This is a genomic window from Acetobacter syzygii, assembly GCF_000964225.1.
Lineage (GTDB): Bacteria > Pseudomonadota > Alphaproteobacteria > Acetobacterales > Acetobacteraceae > Acetobacter > Acetobacter syzygii.
This window is the reverse complement of record NZ_BAMZ01000014.1, coordinates 107,460-128,190: the sequence shown is the minus strand read 5'-3', so window position 1 is coordinate 128,190 and position 20,731 is coordinate 107,460. Positions and strand designations below refer to the sequence as shown.

At 57.3% G+C, this 20,731-nt stretch carries 22 protein-coding genes; 15 read left to right on the top strand and 7 right to left on the bottom strand.

The window, feature by feature from the left end:
• Positions 1 to 18 precede the first annotated feature (18 nt).
• Positions 19 to 819, bottom strand: coding sequence for an exodeoxyribonuclease III (locus Absy_RS06620; RefSeq protein WP_048853947.1), 801 nt, complete (start codon positions 817 to 819; stop codon positions 19 to 21).
• A 115-nt stretch (positions 820 to 934) separates the two neighbouring features.
• On the opposite strand from Absy_RS06620, the gene Absy_RS06615 reads away from it, so the two are divergent.
• The 6 genes from Absy_RS06615 to Absy_RS06590 all read left to right on the top strand — a co-directional run bounded on the left by Absy_RS06615 (position 935) and on the right by Absy_RS06590 (position 6,364).
• Positions 935 to 2,017: a dipeptidase gene (locus Absy_RS06615; protein WP_048853946.1), complete on the top strand. Its 1,083-nt coding sequence runs from the start codon at positions 935 to 937 to the stop codon at positions 2,015 to 2,017.
• A 247-nt stretch (positions 2,018 to 2,264) separates the two neighbouring features.
• Positions 2,265 to 4,178, top strand: coding sequence for an excinuclease ABC subunit UvrC (uvrC, locus tag Absy_RS06610; protein WP_084596969.1), 1,914 nt, complete (start codon positions 2,265 to 2,267; stop codon positions 4,176 to 4,178).
• 123 nt (positions 4,179 to 4,301) lie between these two features.
• A complete protein-coding gene (pgsA, locus tag Absy_RS06605; RefSeq protein WP_048853945.1) occupies positions 4,302 to 4,871 on the top strand; it encodes a CDP-diacylglycerol--glycerol-3-phosphate 3-phosphatidyltransferase in 570 nt (189 codons plus the stop codon).
• 131 nt (positions 4,872 to 5,002) lie between these two features.
• Positions 5,003 to 5,539 carry a hypothetical protein gene (locus tag Absy_RS06600; RefSeq protein ID WP_048853944.1) on the top strand — a complete coding sequence of 179 codons (537 nt, stop codon included), beginning with the start codon at positions 5,003 to 5,005 and terminating at the stop codon, positions 5,537 to 5,539.
• 86 nt (positions 5,540 to 5,625) lie between these two features.
• Complete coding sequence (gene moaD, locus Absy_RS06595; protein ID WP_048853943.1) at positions 5,626 to 5,889, top strand: molybdopterin converting factor subunit 1; 264 nt, start codon at positions 5,626 to 5,628, stop codon at positions 5,887 to 5,889.
• A gap of 7 nt (positions 5,890 to 5,896) precedes the next feature.
• Complete coding sequence (locus tag Absy_RS06590; RefSeq protein WP_048853942.1) at positions 5,897 to 6,364, top strand: molybdenum cofactor biosynthesis protein MoaE; 468 nt, start codon at positions 5,897 to 5,899, stop codon at positions 6,362 to 6,364.
• Here the strand turns inward: Absy_RS06590 and Absy_RS06585 are convergent.
• Positions 6,361 to 7,632: an adenosylmethionine--8-amino-7-oxononanoate transaminase gene (locus tag Absy_RS06585; protein WP_048853941.1), complete on the bottom strand. Its 1,272-nt coding sequence runs from the start codon at positions 7,630 to 7,632 to the stop codon at positions 6,361 to 6,363. The genes Absy_RS06590 and Absy_RS06585 overlap by 4 nt on opposite strands.
• A 57-nt stretch (positions 7,633 to 7,689) precedes the next feature.
• On the opposite strand from Absy_RS06585, the gene Absy_RS06580 reads away from it, so the two are divergent.
• From Absy_RS06580 to bioD, 3 genes are read left to right on the top strand one after another with little or no spacing between them, the layout of a single operon-like run.
• A complete protein-coding gene (locus tag Absy_RS06580) occupies positions 7,690 to 8,889 on the top strand; it encodes an aminotransferase class I/II-fold pyridoxal phosphate-dependent enzyme (protein ID WP_048853940.1) in 1,200 nt (399 codons plus the stop codon).
• Positions 8,889 to 9,572 (top strand): alpha/beta fold hydrolase, encoded by a 684-nt coding sequence (locus Absy_RS06575; RefSeq protein ID WP_048853939.1) that lies wholly within the window; start codon positions 8,889 to 8,891, stop codon positions 9,570 to 9,572. The genes Absy_RS06580 and Absy_RS06575 overlap by 1 nt, the downstream gene beginning before the upstream one ends.
• Positions 9,573 to 10,988, top strand: coding sequence for a dethiobiotin synthase (bioD, locus tag Absy_RS06570; protein ID WP_048853938.1), 1,416 nt, complete (start codon positions 9,573 to 9,575; stop codon positions 10,986 to 10,988).
• Between the two features lie 51 nt (positions 10,989 to 11,039).
• Here the strand turns inward: bioD and lexA are convergent, their stop codons facing one another.
• Together lexA and Absy_RS06560 are read right to left on the bottom strand one after the other, a co-directional pair.
• Complete coding sequence (lexA, locus tag Absy_RS06565) at positions 11,040 to 11,693, bottom strand: transcriptional repressor LexA (RefSeq protein WP_048853937.1); 654 nt, start codon at positions 11,691 to 11,693, stop codon at positions 11,040 to 11,042.
• Between the two features lie 85 nt (positions 11,694 to 11,778).
• Positions 11,779 to 13,050: a molybdopterin molybdotransferase MoeA gene (locus Absy_RS06560; RefSeq protein WP_084596951.1), complete on the bottom strand. Its 1,272-nt coding sequence runs from the start codon at positions 13,048 to 13,050 to the stop codon at positions 11,779 to 11,781.
• A gap of 69 nt (positions 13,051 to 13,119) precedes the next feature.
• On the opposite strand from Absy_RS06560, the gene rpmG reads away from it, so the two are divergent.
• The gene (gene rpmG, locus Absy_RS06555) at positions 13,120 to 13,287 is read left to right on the top strand and encodes a 50S ribosomal protein L33 (RefSeq protein WP_003623017.1); all 168 of its coding nucleotides are present in this window, start codon (positions 13,120 to 13,122) and stop codon (positions 13,285 to 13,287) included.
• 113 nt (positions 13,288 to 13,400) lie between these two features.
• Here rpmG and Absy_RS06550 read toward each other — a convergent pair whose 3' ends face one another.
• Both Absy_RS06550 and eno read right to left on the bottom strand, forming a co-directional pair.
• Positions 13,401 to 13,730, bottom strand: a complete 330-nt coding sequence (locus tag Absy_RS06550) for an FtsB family cell division protein (RefSeq protein WP_048853935.1) — start codon at positions 13,728 to 13,730, stop codon at positions 13,401 to 13,403.
• 163 nt (positions 13,731 to 13,893) lie between these two features.
• Entirely contained in the window at positions 13,894 to 15,174 is a 1,281-nt protein-coding gene (eno, locus tag Absy_RS06545) for a phosphopyruvate hydratase (protein WP_048853934.1), read from the bottom strand.
• A gap of 184 nt (positions 15,175 to 15,358) precedes the next feature.
• Here eno and Absy_RS06540 point away from each other — a divergent pair, with 184 nt between their 5' ends.
• The 5 genes from Absy_RS06540 (at position 15,359) to Absy_RS06520 (ending at position 18,510) form a co-directional block, all read left to right on the top strand.
• Positions 15,359 to 15,835, top strand: a complete 477-nt coding sequence (locus tag Absy_RS06540) for a DUF3429 domain-containing protein (RefSeq protein ID WP_048853933.1) — start codon at positions 15,359 to 15,361, stop codon at positions 15,833 to 15,835.
• Between the two features lie 105 nt (positions 15,836 to 15,940).
• The gene (thiO, locus tag Absy_RS06535; protein WP_048853932.1) at positions 15,941 to 16,909 is read left to right on the top strand and encodes a glycine oxidase ThiO; all 969 of its coding nucleotides are present in this window, start codon (positions 15,941 to 15,943) and stop codon (positions 16,907 to 16,909) included.
• A gap of 20 nt (positions 16,910 to 16,929) precedes the next feature.
• Positions 16,930 to 17,127 carry a sulfur carrier protein ThiS gene (thiS, locus tag Absy_RS06530; protein ID WP_048853931.1) on the top strand — a complete coding sequence of 66 codons (198 nt, stop codon included), beginning with the start codon at positions 16,930 to 16,932 and terminating at the stop codon, positions 17,125 to 17,127.
• 4 nt (positions 17,128 to 17,131) lie between these two features.
• The gene (locus Absy_RS06525; RefSeq protein ID WP_048853930.1) at positions 17,132 to 17,908 is read left to right on the top strand and encodes a thiazole synthase; all 777 of its coding nucleotides are present in this window, start codon (positions 17,132 to 17,134) and stop codon (positions 17,906 to 17,908) included.
• Positions 17,905 to 18,510: a thiamine phosphate synthase gene (locus tag Absy_RS06520; RefSeq protein ID WP_048853929.1), complete on the top strand. Its 606-nt coding sequence runs from the start codon at positions 17,905 to 17,907 to the stop codon at positions 18,508 to 18,510. Before Absy_RS06525 ends, Absy_RS06520 begins: the two co-directional genes overlap by 4 nt.
• Before the next feature lie 17 nt (positions 18,511 to 18,527).
• On the opposite strand, the gene recG is transcribed toward Absy_RS06520, so the two are convergent.
• Complete coding sequence (recG, locus tag Absy_RS06515) at positions 18,528 to 20,675, bottom strand: ATP-dependent DNA helicase RecG (RefSeq protein WP_048854007.1); 2,148 nt, start codon at positions 20,673 to 20,675, stop codon at positions 18,528 to 18,530.
• Positions 20,676 to 20,731 lie beyond the last annotated feature (56 nt).

Here is a 20,731-nt window from a genome sequence, read left to right as displayed (position 1 = left end):
AGGCCAACACCGGGGTTTTTATGACAGGGGAAGAAAATCCATGACCACGGGAACGTGGTCGGAGGGGGAGGGCCAGTCTCTGGCATCCTGCACCACGTTCATGCCAGCAAGCTGTGGAACCAGATCTGGCGTAACCCATATGTGGTCAAGCCTTCTGCCCCGGTTGGATTTGCGCCAGTCCCGGTTACGGTAAGACCACCAAGTGTAAAGCTTGTCTTGGGGAGGCACAAAGTGGCGCATGGCATCCACAAAGCCTGTTTGCTGCCAGTTGGTCAGGCGCTCGGTTTCCGGTGGAGTGTGGCTGACAATTTTGAGTAACTGCTTGTGGTTCCACACATCATGCTCCAGCGGGGCAATGTTAAAGTCGCCAACAAGTACTGTGCGGTTTGGTTTTTGGTGCGCAAACCAGTTTGTGACTTCCTCCACAAACGCCAGTTTATGCGCAAATTTTGGGTTGATCGCGGGGTCTGGTTCATCCCCTCCGGCGGGTACGTAAAAATCATGCAGGGCTATGTCGCCCCCTGGGGCATGAATGGTTGCCGCAATGTGGCGGCAGTCCTCCTTGCCGTACCAGATGGGCGTATCTGTTGCGGCACTGAGTGGCAGGCGCGAGAGAATGGCCACGCCATTATAGCTCTTCATGCCCTTGTAATGCAGATGCTCAAAACCAAGGGCGCGCACGGCATCGAGTGGAAAAAGTTCGTCTGTCACCTTGGTTTCCTGCAGGCAGATAACATCTGGTTGCAAGGTGGTGGTCAGTTTTTCCAGCAGCGGCATACGCAGGCGGAGGGAGTTGATGTTCCATGTTACAAGTCGCATGGGCAGGGCATGGCGTATTGCACGGTGCAGGGCAAGTAAAAAGAGGGGCTGTGAGCCTTAGGGAGTGGGGCGGAGAGGCTTGCAATTTTTTGCATCCGCCCCATGATATTAAAGAATGAAGACCCTCCATGCCCAACCCATTTCCGCGCAGGTAGCCCAAGACCTGCACAGTGCCATTCTCTCACTGGACAGCCACATTGATATTCCATGGCCGGACAGAGGCGATGCATTTGAAGATACGCCTTTGCGTAAGGTGGATCTGCCAAAAATGCAGCGTGGTGGCATGTCGGCTGGCTGTTTTGTCGCCTATACGGGGCAGGGGCCGGTTACGGCGGAGGCGCACCAGCAGGTGCAGCAGGAATGCCTTGCCATGCTGGATGCCATTAACACCATGCAGGGCACGCATAATGGTGTAACAGCCGCCATCTGCCCGCGTGTGGCCGATATCAGGGCCGCGCACAAAAAGGGTATTATTGCCGTTATTCCTGCGGTGGAGAACGGTTACGGTATGGGGGAAGACCCTGCACTGTTAAGGGCGTTCCGCCAGCGTGGTGCACGGTATGTGACCCTGACCCATAATGGCCACAATGCTTTGGCCGATGCGGCCATTCACCGTCCCAGTCTGGGTGATGCGCCACAAAAGCACGGAGGGCTTTCCGCCCTTGGGCGTGAGGCTGTGCGGGAAATGAACAGGCTCGGCCTGTTGGTGGATGTCTCTCACGCATCCAAGCAGACCATGTTGCAGGCGGTGGATGCTTCTGCAACGCCAGTGGTTGCAAGTCATTCGTGCGTGCGCACGCTATGTGACCACCCACGGAATCTGGATGATGCACAGCTTGATGCGCTCAAGGCCAGTGGTGGGCTGATCCAGATTACTGCCATGCCTGCTTTTCTTAAACCCAAACCGGAGGAAGGGCGGCGTTCTGCCGGGGTGGCTGATCTGGTGGACCATATTGATTATGTTGTCCGTCGGCTTGGACCTGCGTATGTGGGCATTTCCTCCGATTTTGATGGGGGCGGTGCCCTGGAAGACTGGCAGGATGCCACACAGGGCGTAAACATTACGGCCGAGTTAATGCGCCGGGGGTATGACCAAAGCGAGATTGCTGCCTTCTGGGGTGAAAATTTTTTGCGGCTGCTGGAAAAGGCGGAGCAGGTAGCAGAACAAAGCGAGATTACAGCCCACCATGCGGGCTGAAAATTTTGTCCACTCTTCCTCTTGACATGCCCTATTTTCAACAAAGAGTTCAAAAAAGCAAAGACCGGCAAAGAGTGCTAAAGCGTAAAATCCTTTCAAATCAAGGCTCTGACTTGTTTGATTAAAAAATATGCAATCCGTTGGAAGGGCTGAAAATCTGCGGTTTGCACCCTTTCGGCCCCCCATCGTCCACAGACTTATCCACAAAAACGGTGGATGAAATTGATTGCCCCCCAAAGAGCACCAGATGACTGCACAAAATTCAACACCGGACGGCACACCAACGCAGGGTGATGCCGTGGAGGCCGTGCCCCTTAAAGGGGTGGAGGTTATCCGGCACGCCTTGCGCACCATGCCGTTTTCGCCCGGGGTGTACCGTATGCTCGGCAGCCGTGGTGAGGTGCTGTATGTGGGCAAAGCGCTTTCGCTTAAAAAGCGGGTCACATCCTATACGCAGGTAGCCCGTTTGCCCGAACGGTTGCGGCGCATGGTGTCGGAGACGGCATCTATGGAAATTGTGACCACCCATACAGAAGCCGAAGCCCTGCTGCTGGAGGCTAACTACATCAAGCGGATGAAGCCCCGCTTCAATATTCTGCTGCGTGATGACAAGAGCTACCCTTGGCTTATGCTTACAGATGGGCAGCCTTTTCCTCAGATTGCCAAGCACAGGGGCAAGGCCGTCAAGGGGGCCAGCCTGTGGGGGCCATTTGCCTCCGCATGGGCAGTCAATCAGACGCTTAATTTGATCCAGCGTGTGTTTTTGCTCCGGTCCTGCGCGGACTCGGTTTTTAACAGCCGCAGTCGTCCGTGCCTGCTGTTCCAGATCAAGCGCTGTTCGGCCCCTTGTGTGGAGCGCATAGACCAGCAGGCTTACGGGCAGCTTGTGGAACAGGCGCGGGATTTTTTATCCGGTAAGGACACCGCCCTGCGGGACACGCTGGGAGCGGATATGAACAGGGCGGCTGAAGCACTGGATTTTGAACGTGCCGCCGTTCTGCGCGACCGTATTCGCGCATTGGCGCAAATGCAGGATTCCAATGTGATCAACCCTGCCTCCTTGCAGGATGCGGACGTGTTCGGTCTTTGGCAGGAAGCGGGACAAACCTGCATTCAGGTCTTTTTTGTGCGTGGCGGACGCAACAATGGAAGTCGCTCCTTTTTTCCCGCCCATGCGCAGGATGAGACCGCGCCGGATATCCTGTCCGCATTTATTGTCCAGTTTTATGATGACAAGCCTTGCCCAGCCCAGATTCTGGTGAACCATCCTCTGGCGGAAAGTGCTTTGCTGGTAGAAGCACTGTCGCTCCGGCGTGGCAAAAAAGTGGATATTCTCAACCCGCAACGGGGGGAGAAAAAGCAGGTCGTTGACCATGCCGTGACCAATGCGCGCGATGCACTTAACCGTAGGCTGGCGGAAACAGCCGGGCAGGCCAAGCTGCTTAAAGGTGTAGCCGAGGTTTTTGGTCTGGATGCCCCCCCAGAACGCATTGAGGTGTACGATAACAGCCACATTCAGGGCGCACACGCCTATGGCGTGATGATTGTGGGGGGGCCAGAGGGTTTTAACCGCAAGGCTTATCGCAAATTCCGCATTAAAGGCCCCATTACGCCGGGGGATGACTTTGCCATGATGCGGGAGGTGCTGGAACGCCGCTTTGGCCGCGCGTTGAAGGAGGCGGATGAAGGCGATACCTCAAACTGGCCCGATGTTCTGCTGATTGACGGCGGGGCAGGCCAGTATTCAGCCGTTAAAACCGTACTGGAAGATCTGGGGGTGTCGGGGGTCAAGCTCGTTGGCATTGCCAAAGGCCCGGACCGGGATGCCGGGCGGGAGTGGTTTTACACGGACCATACGGAGCCGTTCCAGCTCGATCAGCGGGATCCGGTTCTGTACTATTTGCAAAGACTGCGGGATGAGGCCCATCGCTTTGCCATTACCACCCATCGGTCTGGCCGCTCCAAGGCGCTGGTTACGTCCGAACTGGATGATATTCCCGGTATTGGGCCCGCACGCAAAAAAATGCTGCTCAATACGTTTGGTTCCGCCCGTGCGGTCAAACAGGCAGGACTGGATGCGCTGGAAGCCGCTCCGGGGGTGAGCCGCGAGATTGCCCGGGCCGTGTATGGGCATTTTCACCCCGGCTGGTCATCGGATTAAATCCGGTATGGCCAGTCCGGTGGTGGCAAATGGCTGCATTGCGGGAGAAATGTGCGTGATTGACGACTTTGCGATAAGTCAAACCATTCCAGTCCGGGGGGAAATGCGCTAGCATAGACAGCAATGTTGACCGACCTTCCCAACGTCCTGACTCTTTCGCGTATTGTGGCAATCCCCATTGTGGTCGGATTTGCCGCATGGGGAACGCCACAAACAGACGCCATTGCGTGTTTTCTGTTCATATTGGCCGGTATTACCGATTATTTTGATGGCAAACTGGCCCGCTCGCGCCACCAGCTTTCCGACTTTGGGCGGATGTTTGATTCCATAGCAGACAAGTTGCTTGTGGGGGCCTGCCTTATGGTGCTGGCTGGTTTTTTGCGTCTGCCATACCAGAGTCTGTGGCCAGCCATTATCATTCTGTGCCGGGAAATTCTGGTATCTGGTATGCGTGAATATCTGGCAGAGCGGCGCGCCAGCCTGCCCGTAACCCGGCTGGCAAAGTGGAAAACCGGCTTTCAGATGACGGCTATTGGTTTTTTGCTGGCGGGAGATGGAACAGGCGCACTGCTGGGTATGCCGTGGTTGCCTGTAGCCCTGATTGGTGCCGTGCTGCTCTGGATTGCAGGGGTGCTGACAATGATTACCGGATGGGATTATCTGACCAAGGGGTTGCAGCACGTAGATCTGTAGAAGGCCCAAACACGTAGGCCAACGTCTGGGCGACTGGCGTTGCGCCATGTGTTATGGGTGCTGCCGCACGGAAAGACAGGCTTTGAAAGAACCTGTCGCTGCGGAATAATGGCGTAATACGGAGTCTGGGTATGCGAAGAGCCGCTCTTCTTGGAGTGTGCGTCATGATGAGTGGGTGTGCGGGCTTTGAAAAAGTTATGTCCGACACAATGACTCTCCCCGGCGAAAACCCTAATGCTCCATCAGGCTCGGACCTGAATATGCGGCGAGTACAGGGGCAGGCCACCAAGGAAGTGCCCATTCTGCCTCAGGGCGGCAATATATGGCCCGGCCCCCCAGACCCCTTGCCAACGCTTGAGGATGTGGCCAGAGGCCGGGCAGGCAGGCCACCTGCTGCCGGGCAGGCAACAGCCACCGGCCCGCAACTGCCAGATGGGCAGGAAATGAGCATTGGCGAGCAGGAGAGTATTCATAAAGGTGTTGTGGGGCATGGCGAATACGGTGCGTCCGCCCTTCCATCGAATGTGGTCAAACCAGCAGGGGGGGGCAAAGCCGCTGCAGCCCCCATTGAAATTCCAAATGGCGATGGCACAACAACGCTTATCCATTCAGATGGGTCAATCAGCACCATAGGTACACCCCGTACCGGGCATCTGCCGACCCATTAGGTGCGGCAGACATGGCTGTGTATTCTCTATGAACGCCCTGCCAGCGCAGGGGCATGTTACAAGTTATAAGGTGGATCGGGCGGATCATGGCGGATCATGTAACAGTCTTGTTTTTTGCAGCCTTACGCGAGCAGGTTGGGCTGGATAGCCTGAGTGTGGCTATTCCTCCGCATGGTTTGTCAGTCACAGCGTTGCGCCACCAGATTGAGGGTGAAACGCCTTCCATTGCAGCAGCATTTGCCGAACAGCCCAGACTGCGTGTTGCCATTAACAAAACATTGGGCACCTTTGAACAGGTGGTGCATCCGGGGGATGAAGTTGCCTTTTTCCCCCCCATGACGGGCGGTTAAGCGGATTATGCCTCTCCATGTTGCCGTGCAGACGGCTCCGTTTGATGTGGGCGTGCAAACAGCCCGCCTGAGTGCCCTTTCGCCCCTTACGGGTGGGATTGGTCTGTTTGTCGGGCAGGTTCGTGGCGGGGATGGGCTTGTTGCCATGACCCTTGAGCATTACCCCGGCATGACCGAGGGCATTTTGCACGCACTGGCGCAGGAGGCTCAGGCCCGGTTTGACCTGACTGGCTGCACAGTCATCCACCGTGTGGGGCGGCTGGAGGTGGGGGCCGGTATCGTTTTTGTGGGTGCCAGTGCATCACACCGCGCGGCGGCTCTGCAAGCTACAACTTTTTTGATCGACAGGCTCAAGACCGGCGCTCCCTTCTGGAAGCGTGAGGAGTATGCAAACGGCCAGGCACAATGGGTTGATGCGCGGGAAACGGACGAAGAGGCCGCCCGCGCATGGTTGCAGCAAAGCCCGGTCCCCTAGGCTGCCAGTACAGTATGGATGGTACGGCACAGGAACAGCAGGTCCTGCTCGCTGATTGTAAAGGCCGGGGTAAGGTAAACAATATTACGGAATGGCCGTATCCATGCCCCATGGGCAATCAGTTGCTGGCGTAGGGCATCCGGGTTGGCAATCCTGTCCAGTTCTACAACACCAATGGCTCCAAGTGTACGCACATCCCGCACGCCGGGTAATGTGCGGCAGGGTTCCAGCGCTTCGGTCATAAGCGCGTTGATGGCGGCAACCTGTTCCAGCCGGGGTTCTGCCTCGAATAAGTCCAGAGAGGCATTGGCACAGGCGCAGGCAAGCGGATTAGCCATAAAGGTGGGGCCGTGCATCAGTGCGTGGTCAGGATTATCTGCCCAGAACGCCTCAAAAACATGGCGGCGCGCAACCGTTGCTGCAAGCGCCATGGTGCCACCCGTCAGGGCTTTGGAAAGGGTGATGATATCTGGCGTAATGCCCGCCTGTTCGCAGGCGAAGAGTGTTCCGGTTCGGCCAAAACCCGTAAAAATTTCGTCTAGAATCAGCAATACGTCATGCTGGTCTGCTGCGGCGCGAACCGTGCGCAAAACCTGTGGGGCATGGAAAAGCATTCCCCCGGCGCCTTGCACAAGTGGCTCCATAATAATGCCAGCCAGTTCGTGCGCATGGCGGGCGAGCAGGTCCATAAAAGCCCGTGTGCTGGTCTCATCAACCGGGAGGGGGGCAATAACATGTTCCGCCAAAGCCGAACCATATAAATGGTGCATCCCTTCCTCAGGGTCGCATACTGCCATGGTGGCCAGCGTGTCTCCATGGTAGCCGCCGCGGAAGGCCAGCATTTTTGTGCGCTGGTGCTCGCCTTTGTTAAGCCGGTACTGGATCGCCATTTTCATGGCGACTTCTACGGCAACGGAGCCGGAGTCCGTAAAAAAGACCCGTTCCAGATCGCCGGGTAACAGGGCGCATAACCGGCTGGCCAGGCGTAAGGCGGGTTCGTGTACCATGCCGCCGAACATCACGTGCGGCATTGTTTCCAACTGCTTCATAACCGCCTGACGAATATAGGGGTGGTTGTAACCGTGGCAGGCGGTCCACCATGCTGCCACGCCATCCACCAGTGTACGTTCATCGGTCAGGGTAATGTGGCTCCCATGCGTGCTCTGTGCCGCCAGCGGAGCGGATGCGGTCTTCATCTGGCTGTATGGGAGCCAGATGTGGGGGAGGCCCTGTTGGTACCAGTCGGGCATGGAAGCGGGAGCAGACATGCGGAGTGTTCCTGTAGATGATTGACCGGGCGAGCTGGCTCCGGCACCAGAGATGTCATGACCCGGTTTGACAATCTTTTCCAGCAGGGACTGGCTGGTTTTGCCGCGCAGGGGCGTATGCGCTCCTGCCAGCAATGGCATGGGGCTGGCCCCGGATTATTGCAACGCCCCGAGAGTAATGCGGTGTTGGTCGATTTTTCGTCCAACGATTATCTGGGCCTGCGCACGCATCCGCTCCTGCTTGAGCGCGCAAATATGTGGGCGAAGGTAGAAGGAACAGGGAGTGGTGCCTCCCGTCTGGTAACAGGTACGCCGCCACAAACAGTGGCACTGGAGCGGCGTCTGGCACAGCTTAAAAACATGGAAGCAGCCAGAATACTTGCTTCGGGCTGGCAGGCCAATGCCTCTGTCGTGCCAGCACTCGCGCGTTTTTCTACCCAGATTATGGGAGCCCCCCCCGTTGTTGTGGTGGACCGTTTGATTCATGCCAGCCTGTACCACGGATGTGCGGCAGCGGGTGTGCGCCCCAAACGTTTCCGGCATAATGATATGGCGCATCTGGATGCATTATTGGGGCAGGAAGTGGGGGCCGGGTTAAAAATTGTGCTGACCGAGAGCGTTTTCAGCATGGATGGAGACCGGGCAGATATGCCGACACTGCAGCGCATAACCCAACGGCACAATGCTTTTTTATGTGTGGACGAGGCGCACGCCACGGGCATTCTGGGCGAGCAGGGCAAGGGTTTGGCCAGCGGACAGGCAGATCTGATTATCGGGACTTTTAGCAAGGCACTCGGAGGGATGGGGGCGTTTGTGGCTGCATCTGATGCGGTGTGCCGCTGGTTGGATAATACGGCATCGGGCTTTATTTATTCCACAGCACCTTCTGCTCTGGTGCTGGGCGCTGTGGATGCCGCATTGGACCTGCTGCCGGGCATGGCTGCCGAGCGTGCGCATGTGGCAGACCTTGCCACGCAGTTCAGGTCAAAAATGGTTCAGGCTGGGCTGGAGGTCGGGCCATCGACCACCCAGATCGTGCCGGTGGTGGTGGGGGCGGAACAAACCGCCCTTGCTGTTGCTCAGGCGGTAGAGCGGGCGGGTTTTCTGGCAGTTGCCATTCGCCCACCAACCGTACCACCGGGAGGGTGCCGTTTGCGGGTGGTTTTCCACGCCCATCATACTTACGAGCAGATGCAGGGTCTGGCCCGTGCCGTGGTGGATGCGGTCAGGGCTACATGCCCACTGGAGCAGGAATAATGCCTGTACAGCCCGTATTTGTGCATGGCTGGGGTTTTGGGCCGGACTTCTGGACTCCTTTGCTGGCTGCGCTGGGTTGGGCGGATGCGTGTGTGCTGGATCTGGGTTTTGTTGGGCAGGGGGCAAACACACCTGCGCAGGCTATGGCGCAGGTGCAGGCCGTGCAGGCACAGGGCCGCCCTATGCTGGGCATTGGGCATTCTCTGGGGTTCTTGTGGCTTGCACAGCATATGGAACTTTCCCGTGCAAACAGGCTGGTAGGGATTAATGCCTTTGCGGCTTTTGCGGCACGGCCAGATTTTGCGGCTGGGGTGCAAGTGCGGGTTTTGCAGCGTATGGTTAAAGGTCTGTCCAGCAGGCCAGAGCAGGTGTTGGCTGATTTTCGTGGTCTATGCGGCGCGGGGGAGGTGGAGCAGCCTCTTTGTATTCCCAACCTGCAAAAAGGGCTTGAGTTGCTTGTGTCGGGGGATGTCCGGTCCAGACTGGCTGGTATTCCAGAGCAATATTGTGTGTTGGCTGCCCGGCAGGACCCCGTTGTCTCTCCCGCCATGACCGAGGAGAGTTTTGCTGGTGGTCCGGGCGTACAGTGGCTGGATGGTGGGCATATGTTGCCACACACCCATTTACAGGACTGTGTGGCGTTTTTGCAGGATGCCCGAGAAAAGATGGAACAGAGAGCGTAAATGACCGGCACATCGTACAGGGAGCGCATACGGCACAGTTTTGATCAGGCCGATGGATATGAAGGCGCTGCAACCATGCAGCGCCTTGCAGCGCGGACGCTGGCAGAACGGCTTGTACGCATATTGGCGGGCAGAAAACCGGAACGTATTTTGGAAATAGGCTGTGGGACCGGCCTGCTGACCGCACAACTCGCTCGGCTTTGGCCAGAGGCACAGATTGTGGCAACCGATTTTGCGCCCCATATGCTCGAACGGGCCAGGCGCAATACACCGCCTTCAACAACCTTCAAGTTGATGGATGCAGCCCACCCAACGGTTGACGGACCGTTTGACGTAATCTGTGGCAATCTTGTCATGCAATGGCTGGAACAACCAGAGCAGGTTATGGCCCGCCTTGGCGATATGTTGGCTCCGAGGGGCGTGTTAGCGGTATCGACTTTGCTCGCAGGCACCTTTGCAGAGTGGAAGGCCGCCTGTGCGGCAGAAGGTGCTCAGGCCGCCACACCTGTTTATCCCGACCATGCGCAGTTACATGGGTGGATACCACACCTGTATTCTGGCCTGTGGGAGCGTGAACACTGCGTGCAGGTTTTTGGTAATGCACTTGGGTTTATCAAACACCTTAAAGCCACCGGCGCATCTGTTCCCCAGAAGGGGCGTAAGCCTATGGGGGCCGGGATGCTCCGTCGCGTAGTCTGCCGTTTGGATCAGATGGGAGCGTCGATGACGTGGGAGTTGGCGTATGGCTGTTTCCGTAAACCGCCGGTTGCAGGTGTTTTTGTAACAGGTACGGACACAGGGGTGGGCAAAACATTTGTGTCTGCCTGCTTGGTTAAACGTTGGCAGGCTGCATACTGGAAGCCCCTGCAAAGTGGTCTGGCAGATGAGGAAGGGGACACCTGCACGGTGGCCGATCTGGCGGGCCAGCCTTTGTGCTTTCCTCCCGCGGGGGCATTTCAGGCCTCTCTTTCACCGCAGGCCGCGGCTGAGGCGGAAGGCGTACACATAGATCCTGCCCAACTTGTGCTGCCCAGGGTGGAAGAGGGTAAGGTTTTGGTGGTGGAGGGAGCCGGTGGCCTGATGGTTCCTGTAACAGATACAGTGATGATGCTGGATCTGGCAGTGCAATGGGGGCTGCCTGTTGTGCTGGTCGCCCGCAGTGGGCTGGGCACACTCAATCATACCCTGTTAAGCATACAGGCGTTAAAAAGCAGGGGTGTTGCTGTTGCAGGCGTTGTGCTGAATGGACCGCTCAATAACGCAAATAGCCAGACCATTGCCCACAAGGGGCACGTGCGTATTCTGGCAGAAGTTGAACATCTTAAGCAGGTTACGCCGGAGAGCGTATCTGCCGTGGCAGCGCGTTTTCCGGCGTGGGAGGATGTTTGTGCACCGCTCCTTCGGCCTGACCCTTAATGTTGTAAGGCACAGGCCATATCATCAATGGGGATGGAGTATTCACTCCATCTAGTAATGGCGGATCAATCCGGCCAGATGGCCCTGAATATGCAACCGTTCTGCAGGGACAATCCGTGTTTCGTATCGGGCATTGGCAGGTTCCAGCGCAATCATGTTGCCTTTGCGGCGTAAACGCTTGAGCGTGACTTCCTGATTGTCAATCAGAGCAACCACAATCTGCCCGTTTTCTGCCTGATCGGATTTTTTAATAATGACCTGATCACCATCGAGGATCCCGGCCTCGATCATGGAATCCCCAGCGACTTCTAGCGCATAATAATCCCCGCTCCCCAGCATATCGGCAGGGATGGACAGGGAGTTCGAGGTATCTGCCATGGCTTCAATCGGCAGGCCAGCGGCAATACGCCCATAGAGGGGAATTTTGATGGAATCCTGTTTTTGCCGGGTAAAGCTGCCGCGAATAACGTTGGAGGGCAGTTCGTCCTCCATTTCCGGGAGTTGAATAACCTCCAGCGCCCGGGCGCGGTGGTGGTGACGGCGCAGAAAACCCCGTTCTTCCAGACCAGAAATCAGGCGATGAATACCGGACTTGGAGCGTAGGCCCATAGCCTCGCGCATTTCATCAAACGAGGGGGAAAAGCCGGTCTGTTTGAGGTGCGAATCAATAAAAAGAAGAAGCTTGTGCTGTTTTCTGGTCAGCATCTCGCACCTCGGCCTGTCAGTTCGGAATGGAATATAAATCTCATAGTTTGTTCTATGTAGGTTCTTGTTTTTGTCAATGTTTAATTCAGGGGAGCCGCAGGATGCTGCAAGGTGTTCCTGCTTTTTGGGCTGCTGCGTGCGGTGTACGTATGACCAGAGCCTGACTTTGCGCCAGAATGTTCAATTGAGCGGAGTCTTGGCGGGTAAAGGGAGTGGCGACCAGTTGCCCCGTTTCGTTGGTGTGGAGTGTCGCGCGTAAAAAGTCCTGCCGCTGGTCGTTTTCTTTCACGTCTGCTCCCAGCAGGGCTGTTTGCATGTCTGGTGTGTTGGAGGCAGAGCGCCCCATAAGTTTGTGGAGGGCGGGTAGCACAAACACCATACTGCAAACCAGAACGGCCACGGGATTGCCCGGCAAACCCAGCACAGGCATTCCCCTGAGCGTGCCAGACATAAGAGGTTTACCCGGACGCATGGCTATTTTCCAGAAATTCTGGATCAGTCCTTCTGCTTCCAACGTGGAGCGTACAAGGTCGTAGGTGCCCACGCTTGCTCCGCCAATGGTGATCAGCATGTCCAGATCATGGGTATGGGCAAAAGCAGAGGAGAGTGAGCTTGCGTTATCGCGCGCTATGGGCAGCACAATGGCTTCCGCCCCTTCCTGCGTAAGCAGGGCTGAGAGCATGAAGGAGGCAGAGTTGAAAATGCCATCGGGGGGGGCTGTATCACCGGGGAGGAGTATTTCATCTCCTGTTGCCAGAATACCCACGCGGGGGCGGCGGCGGACTGGCAGCCAGACCAGACCACCAGCGGCTGCCAGCCCGATATCCCGTGGGCCGAGTCTGCTGCCTGCGGTCAGCAGCACAGCACCTTGCGCAAAATCCTGCCCCTGTTTGCGAATGAACTGACCTGTGTGTGCGGCCTGGGTCAGGGTGACTGTCTGGTCGGTCCGCTCGGTGTTTTCCTGTATGACAATGGCATCAGCCCCGTCAGGAACCTGACTGCCAGTATAAATACGAATGCATGTGCCAGACACCACAGTCCGGCTGGAAGGCCTGCCAGCGGGGGCTTCATCAATAACTGTCAGGGTTGCTCCTGCGGAAGCATCTGCGGCCTGAACGGCGTATCCGTCCATGGCGGATACACAAACAGGTGGGTTGGCCCGGCGCGCGTGAACATCCTGCGCCAGAATGCGGCCACAAGCTGCTGTCAGGGCCACTGTTTCCTGCCCACAGGATGGCAGGTTTTCCAGAATTCTGGCCCGCGCGGTTGCCACATCCAGCATGAAATCGTCTCCTTTTGGCGTTCGCGGCGCCATATTGATGTAAGAAAGCTTGACCTTTTGCCTTTGTATGCGCATTTTGCCGCAACTTGAACACCGCCGGAGCCGTATGGACCGGCTCTGTAAATATGTTCTGCTGAGGAAGTCATGGCCAAGACCAACGTCATCAAGATCCGTCTCGTCTCGACGGCTGACACCGGTTACTTCTATGTGACCAAGAAAAACGCTCGTGCACACACGGGTAAAATGGAACTGAAGAAGTACGACCCGGTTGCACGCAAGCACGTCGTATTCCGTGAAGCCAAAATTAAGTAATTTTGGCCATATCGGTATGGTGTAAAAAAACGGCGCTCCAGAGCGCCGTTTTTTTGTGTCGTAATGTCCAATAGAGTCGGGCTGGAATTAAGGTAAAAAAACCGGTCCGGGTTTTAAAAAAGCGGATCGCGCCGGTCGTAGGGTACAACAACATCGTTCCGGTTGGCCATGTTCAGCATGGCGCGTGCGCGTTCGTCCAGAATATCCGTATCCAGCGTGTTTTCCCGCAGGCCATTAACGCGGCGCTTCCATGCGTTTTGCTCGGCCTGTGCATCCGAACGTGCCTGCTTGGCCTGCTCCAGTAGCCCCAGTTGTTGCTGGTATGCGTGCATACCATGCTCGCCCTGTGTTGCGTTCCAGCCAAAATAGCCAGCAATGCTTAAAAACGCCAAAGGGGGCACCACAGCCCGAATAACACGGCGGAAGAAACGGCCAATCTGCACTTTTGGTCAGCTCCTAGCCTTAAGGTGTGGTGACAGAGAGAGATAAATACTCAGTAATGTCTAACCCATATTAGGCGCTGTGGGAAAGTGCGTTGTGCACAAAAAAGCCGGTCCCCCTCATTAAAGGGGGACCGGCCAGAGTGCTTGGAGCGTTATGGCGCTCTTAGCTGTTTTTGAGGATGGTGCGCCCCGCATATTGGGCTGCAGTTACCAGCTCCTGCTCAATACGGATCAACTGGTTGTATTTGGCCGTCCGGTCAGAGCGCGAGAGGGAGCCGGTTTTGATCTGTCCGCAGTTGGTGGCAACCGCCAGATCGGCAATGGTGGAATCTTCCGTTTCCCCGGAACGGTGGCTCATAACGGCTGTGTAGCCTGCACGGTGCGCCATTTCCACGGCCTGTAGTGTCTCGGTCAGTGTGCCAATCTGGTTGACCTTGACCAGCAGGGAGTTTGCAATGCCAGCCTTAATGCCGCGTTGCAGGCGTTCTGGGTTGGTAACAAACAGGTCGTCCCCGACCAGTTGTACTTTTTTGCCCAGTGTCTGGGTCAGCAATGCCCATCCTTCCCAGTCATCCTCGGCCATCCCGTCTTCAATGGAAACAATGGGGTAGCGGCTGACCAGATCTTCCAGATATGCGGCCATGCCAGCGGAATCGAAGCTTTTGCCTTCGCCTTCCATGACGTACCTGCCGTTTTTGAAGAACTCGGTGCTCGCGCAGTCCAGAGCATAGGTCACATCCAGGCCGGGGCGGTAGCCTGCGGCTTCCACTGCGCGGGTAATAAATCCAAGTGCTTCATCTGCGGATTTAAGGGCTGGCGCAAAACCGCCTTCATCCCCCACGTTGGTGTTCAGACCTGCTGCACTCAGGGCTTTTTTGAGCTGTGCAAAAATTTCGGAACCCCAGCGAATGGCGTCAGCCACGGTAGGAGCACCAACCGGCTGGATCATGAATTCCTGAATGTCGATCGGGTTGTCCGCATGTTCGCCACCGTTGACAATGTTCATCATCGGTACAGGCAGGATGTGGGCAAATGCGCCACCAACGTAGCGGTAAAGAGGGACTTCCAGTTCTGCTGCGGTGGCTTTGGCAACAGCGAGAGAAACACCCAGAATGGCGTTGGCACCCATACGGCTTTTGTTGGGCGTGCCATCTAGGTCGATCATGGCATTATCAATATCGATCTGGTCTGCCGATTCTGCACCCTGAAGGGTTGGCAGAATTTCGTTTTCGATATTTTCAATGGCTTTCAGTACACCTTTGCCGCCGTAACGCTTGGAATCGCCATCGCGCAGTTCCACGGCCTCATGCGCGCCGGTTGATGCACCCGAAGGCACTGCCGCACGGCCTTTGGCGCCAGATGCCAGCTCCACGTCCACTTCCACGGTGGGGTTGCCACGGCTATCCAGAATTTCGCGGGCGATGATGTCAACAATGGCGCTCATGGTGTGTTTGTTCCTGCTTGTCAGTGGGTACAGGCTGGGGCCGGTACCGCCGTTTTTTATTCTTGATCTATGACGAAACCTCACATGGGGCCTCTGGCCCATGCGGTTGCTAGTGGCAGCGTCTTGGGCTTTTCTGTCAACACTGAGAACAAGAAAATACAGAGAAAAGGTTGTCCTTCCCCCTATGAACAAGCTTCCCTTTCTGGGTGTGGTTCTAATGCTGGCAGGTGTTGTGCCCTATATTGTGTGCACATGCGGCATTGTGTTCTACGATTCCCATACCCCGGTTCCCAACCTGCTTACGGCGCTGGTTGTGTATGGCGCCATTTCCCTTTCCTTTATCGGTGCGGTTCATTGGGGGCAGGCGCTGGAGACGGACAGGACCATTCTTGTCGCCTCTGCCGGGCGTACGGATCATATGCGCCTGCTTCTTGGGGTGGTGCCAGCACTGGTGGGCTGGGCCGCGGCGTGCACCGGGCTTATTTGGCACCCCTTGGCCGGTATTGCCCTGTTGGCTGTGGCTTTTCCACTTGTCGCACTTGTAGAGCGTGCAGCATGGCAGCGCGGCTGGGTGCCGCCGGGGTATATGGGTGTGCGCTGGATTGTGACTGCAATTACAGAATGTTGTCTGCTTATGGTGTTGTTGGTTCGCTTTTTGTGAAGGACAGGCAGGGAGGCGGAGCGTTAAGGTGCGCGCCGTTTGTGTTATAACACGCGCATATCGCATAACATGTGCCAAACAGGCACACAGTGGAAAGCAGGGCTTATGAACGGCAAACCGCGCATTCTGGTTAAAGGGGCAGGTGTGGCGGGCCTGACCGCCGCCGTAACACTGGCCGAACGTGGTGGTGTGGTCACCTTGTATGACTGCGCGGAACGGGTTGGGGCCGGGGCTTCCTGGATGGCAGGGGGTATGCTGGCCCCTTGGTGCGAGGCGGAGTCTGCTCCGGCGGAAGTTACGGCCCAGTCGGTCGATTCGGTTGACTGGTGGGCTGCCCACGTTCCCGGTGTGGTGCGGGAAGGTAGTCTGGTTCTGGCGCCTGCGCGCGATGTGGGGGAACTGGCCCGTTTTGGGCGGCGTACGTCCCATTTTCAAACCGTGGGTGAAGCGGATATTGCACGGCTGGAACCGGACCTTGCCGGACGTTTTCAAAAAGGTCTGTTCTTTGCGGATGAAGGGCATGTAGACCCCCGCAAGGCATTACCAGCCTTGGCACAAAGCCTGCTGCAAATGGGGGGGCAGGTCGTGCTGGCAACCGCGCAGACTTTGGACGAGAGCGGGTTTGACTGGGTGGTGGACTGCACGGGCCTGCATGTGCGTGACCAGTTGGACTACCTGCGCGGGGTCCGGGGCGAGATGCTGCTGCTGCGTTGCCCCGATGTTATTCTGCACCGCCCTGTGCGTATGCTGCACCCGCGTATTCCGGTTTACATTGTACCGCGGGATAACCATGTGTTCATGGTTGGGGCCACAATGGTGGAAAGCGAGAATGCTGGCGGCATGACCGTGCGCTCCATGATGGAACTGCTGAATTCCGCATGGACACTTCATCCCGGTTTTGCGGAAGCCGAAATTCTGGAAATGGGAACCGGACTGCGCCCCTCCTACCCTGATAATATGCCTCGCGTGGTGCAGCAGGGGCGGCATGTCTATGTTAATGGCATGTACCGTCATGGTTTTTTGCTCTCCCCCGCTCGGGCACGGGAGGCCGCTGATCTGATTTTCGGGCCGTAAGGCCCAAGGAGTGATGCCCGATGAAGATAATCGTCAACGATCAGGCACAGGAGGTGTCGGCCAGTACACTGGCGGCCTTGATTGATGAGCTGGGATATGCCGGTGCGCGCATTGCCACGGCATTAAACGGGCAGTTTGTGCCCAAAACCGCGCGGGCGCACGCAGCGCTGGATGCAGGGGCAAGGGTAGAAATTGTTGCTCCCATGCAGGGAGGCTAGAAGTATGGCGGCATCGTTTTATGGGCAGGAGCTGTCCTCCGCACTCATGCTGGGAACTGCGCAGTACCCATCGCCCGAAATTTTGCGTGATGCTGTTCTGGCGGCCCGTCCGGGCGTTCTGACCGTCTCCCTCCGGCGCGAATCTGCGGGAGAGCGGGCCGGGCAGGCGTTCTGGTCTCTGGTGCAGGAACTGGGCGTACCCGTGCTGCCCAATACGGCAGGCTGCCATACGGTCAAGGAGGCTGTAACGACCGCCCATATGGCGCGGGAGGTCTTTGGTACGGACTGGATCAAGCTGGAAGTCATAGGTGAGCTGGATACGCTTCAGCCCGATGTATTTGGGCTGGTAGAGGCAGCCCGGATTTTAACGGAGGAGGGCTTTAAGGTCTTTCCTTACACAACAGAAGATCTGGTGGTGGCCGAACGCTTGCTGGCAGCCGGGTGTGAGGTGCTTATGCCGTGGGGTGCCCCCATTGGCTCCGGCAAGGGGTTGAACAACCTGTTCGGGTTGCGTGCCATGCGGGCGCATTTTCCGTCCGTTCCGTTGGTTGTCGATGCGGGCATAGGTGTGCCCTCTCATGCCGCGCAGGCGCTGGAAATGGGGTATGACGCGGTTCTGATCAATACCGCCGTGGCCAAAGCTGGTGATCCAGTTGGCATGGCGCGGGCTTTTGGTCTGGCTGTTCAGGCAGGAATGCTGGCACATATGGCTGACCCAATGGAAGAGCGGGATATGGCGGTGCCGTCCACCCCGGTAGCAGGAAAGGCATTTTTGGGATGAGCACTCTGCCGCAAAAATTTTATCCGGTGGTGGATAACGCCCAGTGGGTGGACCGTCTTGGCGCTGCGGGTGCGCGCTTCATTCAGCTCCGCGTCAAGGATATGCCGGAGCCTGAGCTACGCGCTCAGGTCCGGCTGGCGCGTGACTATGCTGCGCGGCACGATGTATGTCTGGTCCTGAACGATTTTTGGCGGATCGCGCTGGATGAGGGACTTTCCTACATTCATCTGGGGCAGGAAGATCTGGATACCGCTGATATGACCGCCATCCGCAATGGCCGGTTACAGGTTGGCTTGAGTACCCATTGTCAGGAAGAGCTGGACCGGGCGTTAACCTTTGAACCTGATTATGTGGCACTCGGCCCCATATGGGAAACCCGGTTAAAAAAAATGGCGTTTGGTCCGCAGGGAGTTGAACGGCTCGGGGAGTGGAAAAGGCAGATTGGTGCCATGCCACTGGTTGCTATTGGCGGAATTACGCTTGAACGCGCTCCTTTGTGCCTGCAGGCGGGGGCAGATTGCGTATCCGCCGTGTCCGCCTTTACGCAACAGGCAGATCCGGAAGGGCAGGTTAAGGCGTGGATAGCCGCAACAGGCGGCTAACCGCGCTTTTGGTCACATTAGCCGCCATTAAAAATGCGGGCTGCATCCGTTTTGCCAAAAAGTGTCAACAGCAGGCGGGCGGGTGCGGGCAGGCGGTAGGTTCTGGCTTCATGCGTTTCCATATCTGGTAAAATACGTTCTGCTTCAGCATGGGCTGTACTGAGGAGCAGATCGACCAGAACTTCGGGTGCCATCCGGTATTCTGGCAGGCCAGACTGCCTTCGGCCAGTTGCCTCCCCGCCGCCACGGAGACGGAAGTCTTCATCCGCAATCAAAAAACCATCTTCGGTTTCGCGCAGGCAGCTCAGGCGGCGGCGGGCTGTTTGGCCCAATCCTTCCTCATGCAGCATTAAGCAATAAGACGCCTTGGAGCCACGGCCTACGCGCCCCCGGAGCTGGTGGAGCTGTGCCAGACCAAAGCGTTCGGCGTGCTCAATAATCATGATGGTCGCTGAGGGCACATCCACCCCGACCTCAATAACCGTTGTAGCGACCAAGATGCGGGTTTTGCCGCTGGCAAAGTCCTGTAGCGCCTGTTCACGCACGTTTGTATCCTGCCGTCCATGGGCCAGCCCCACCATGTCCCCAAATCTGTCGATCAGAACAGCCTGCCGGGCTTCGGCTGCGGCAATATCCAACGCCTCGCTTTCCGAAACCAGAGGGCAGACCCAAAAAATCTGCGCTCCAGCCTGCAAGGCGCGGGCAATGCCTTCCAGAATGTCATTCATGGCATTCAGGCTGTGCAAAGACGTGCGAATGGGTTTGCGGCCCGATGGTTTGCCTTCTAGGCGGCTGACCTGCATGTCCCCAAACTGGGTGAGCAGCAGGGTGCGGGGGATAGGGGTTGCGGTCATCACCAGCATGTCCGCATGATGGCCTTTTTCCACCAGTGTCAGGCGCTGGTCCACGCCAAACCGATGTTGCTCATCCACAACGGCTAACCCCAGATCGGCAAACTTTACGGTCTCCTGCACCAGTGCATGGGTGCCCACTACCAGTTTGGCTGTGCCGTCTGCCATATCCGCCAGTGCCTGCTTGCGGGCCTTGCCTTTGACTGAACTGCACAAAAATGCCACCGGCACGGGGGAAAGGCGCGTAAATGTTGCTGCGTGCTGGCGGGCCAGAATTTCGGTCGGAGCCATAATGGCTGCCTGAACTCCGGCCTCGGCCGCACGGAGCATGGCCAGCAGTGCAACCAGTGTTTTGCCTGCTCCCACATCCCCTTGGAGTAATCGGCTCATGCGGTGCGGTGCTGCCATATCGGCTTCTATCTGGCGCAGCACATATTTTTGCCCCGGTGTAAGTGGGTGGCCAAAGGCTGCCAGTGCTTGTTGTTGTAAAACGCCATTGCCCAGCAGGCTGCGCCCGGGGCGACTGCGGGAGGCCTGCTTGGCAATACGCATGGCCAGTTGGTCTGCCAGAAGTTCATCACAGGCCAGTCTGGTCCGCGCGCGGTCGCGGTCTGCCTGCCATTGTGTACCGCTCTGGCTTTGGGGAATGGTATCGGGTTTGTGCATCCATGCCAGTGCCGTGGCAAATTCTGGCCAGTTTTTTTGGCTGATCAGAGCAGGGTCATGCCATTCCGGCAGGTCTGGGGGGAGCAGGGCCAGTGCTGCGGCCATGGCTTGGCGTACCTGCCCTGCAAATAGACCCGCAGTGAGTGGCCACACGGGGTCGAGTAAGGGAATGCGCTCCATCTGGCGGGCGGGCAAAAGATAGTCGGGGGATGTCATGCACAGGCGCTCGCCAAACCGCTCTATTTTGCCCGATACGGCAATCTGTGCCCCCTTGATGGCCTGCTTTGCCTGCCATGGGGAAAAAAAAGCGATCTCCAGTAAACCCGTTTCGTCGGAAAGGGTGGCGCGCCATGGCTGGCGGGTGCGGGGGGCTGGGGGGCGTACATCCAGCACCGTGCCAGAAACGGTTGCAATCGTGTCAGCCCTGAGTTGTGCAAGGGCGGGGCGCAAACGCCGGTCAGTCACGCTTTCTGGCAGGCAGAACAGCAGGTCCATGACCCGCGACCCTCCAGCAATTTTGGCCAAAAGCCGCGACCGTGCCACATTAACGCCACTCAGGCTGTCCAGTGGCGCTTGCAGGGCCAGAAGCGCTGGTGCATTTGCCCATTGCGGAGCCGAAGCGGATGTGAAGGATGGGGGGCTGGACACGGACGGTATACAGGCCTCTGTTTGCAGGCTGACAGACAGGAACAGCATCGGTATAG

Excerpts from the sequence above, each read along its gene's own strand:
- moaD (WP_048853943.1), top strand. The coding sequence starts at position 5,626 with ATGGCGGATCATGTAACAGTCTTGTTTTTTGCAGCCTTACGCGAGCAG.
- eno (WP_048853934.1), bottom strand. The coding sequence starts at position 15,174 with ATGAGCGCCATTGTTGACATCATCGCCCGCGAAATTCTGGATAGCCGT.
- rpmG (WP_003623017.1), top strand. The coding sequence starts at position 13,120 with ATGGCCAAGACCAACGTCATCAAGATCCGTCTCGTCTCGACGGCTGAC.
- Absy_RS06560 (WP_084596951.1), bottom strand. The coding sequence starts at position 13,050 with ATGCGCATACAAAGGCAAAAGGTCAAGCTTTCTTACATCAATATGGCG.
- Absy_RS06600 (WP_048853944.1), top strand. The coding sequence starts at position 5,003 with ATGCGAAGAGCCGCTCTTCTTGGAGTGTGCGTCATGATGAGTGGGTGT.
- Absy_RS06615 (WP_048853946.1), top strand. The coding sequence starts at position 935 with ATGAAGACCCTCCATGCCCAACCCATTTCCGCGCAGGTAGCCCAAGAC.
- lexA (WP_048853937.1), bottom strand. The coding sequence starts at position 11,693 with ATGCTGACCAGAAAACAGCACAAGCTTCTTCTTTTTATTGATTCGCAC.
- Absy_RS06540 (WP_048853933.1), top strand. The coding sequence starts at position 15,359 with ATGAACAAGCTTCCCTTTCTGGGTGTGGTTCTAATGCTGGCAGGTGTT.
- thiO (WP_048853932.1), top strand. The coding sequence starts at position 15,941 with ATGAACGGCAAACCGCGCATTCTGGTTAAAGGGGCAGGTGTGGCGGGC.
- Absy_RS06575 (WP_048853939.1), top strand. The coding sequence starts at position 8,889 with ATGCCTGTACAGCCCGTATTTGTGCATGGCTGGGGTTTTGGGCCGGAC.
- thiS (WP_048853931.1), top strand. The coding sequence starts at position 16,930 with ATGAAGATAATCGTCAACGATCAGGCACAGGAGGTGTCGGCCAGTACA.
- Absy_RS06580 (WP_048853940.1), top strand. The coding sequence starts at position 7,690 with ATGACCCGGTTTGACAATCTTTTCCAGCAGGGACTGGCTGGTTTTGCC.
- Absy_RS06590 (WP_048853942.1), top strand. The coding sequence starts at position 5,897 with ATGCCTCTCCATGTTGCCGTGCAGACGGCTCCGTTTGATGTGGGCGTG.
- uvrC (WP_084596969.1), top strand. The coding sequence starts at position 2,265 with ATGACTGCACAAAATTCAACACCGGACGGCACACCAACGCAGGGTGAT.
- Absy_RS06620 (WP_048853947.1), bottom strand. The coding sequence starts at position 819 with ATGCGACTTGTAACATGGAACATCAACTCCCTCCGCCTGCGTATGCCG.
- bioD (WP_048853938.1), top strand. The coding sequence starts at position 9,573 with ATGACCGGCACATCGTACAGGGAGCGCATACGGCACAGTTTTGATCAG.
- pgsA (WP_048853945.1), top strand. The coding sequence starts at position 4,302 with ATGTTGACCGACCTTCCCAACGTCCTGACTCTTTCGCGTATTGTGGCA.
- Absy_RS06525 (WP_048853930.1), top strand. The coding sequence starts at position 17,132 with ATGGCGGCATCGTTTTATGGGCAGGAGCTGTCCTCCGCACTCATGCTG.
- Absy_RS06585 (WP_048853941.1), bottom strand. The coding sequence starts at position 7,632 with ATGTCTGCTCCCGCTTCCATGCCCGACTGGTACCAACAGGGCCTCCCC.
- Absy_RS06520 (WP_048853929.1), top strand. The coding sequence starts at position 17,905 with ATGAGCACTCTGCCGCAAAAATTTTATCCGGTGGTGGATAACGCCCAG.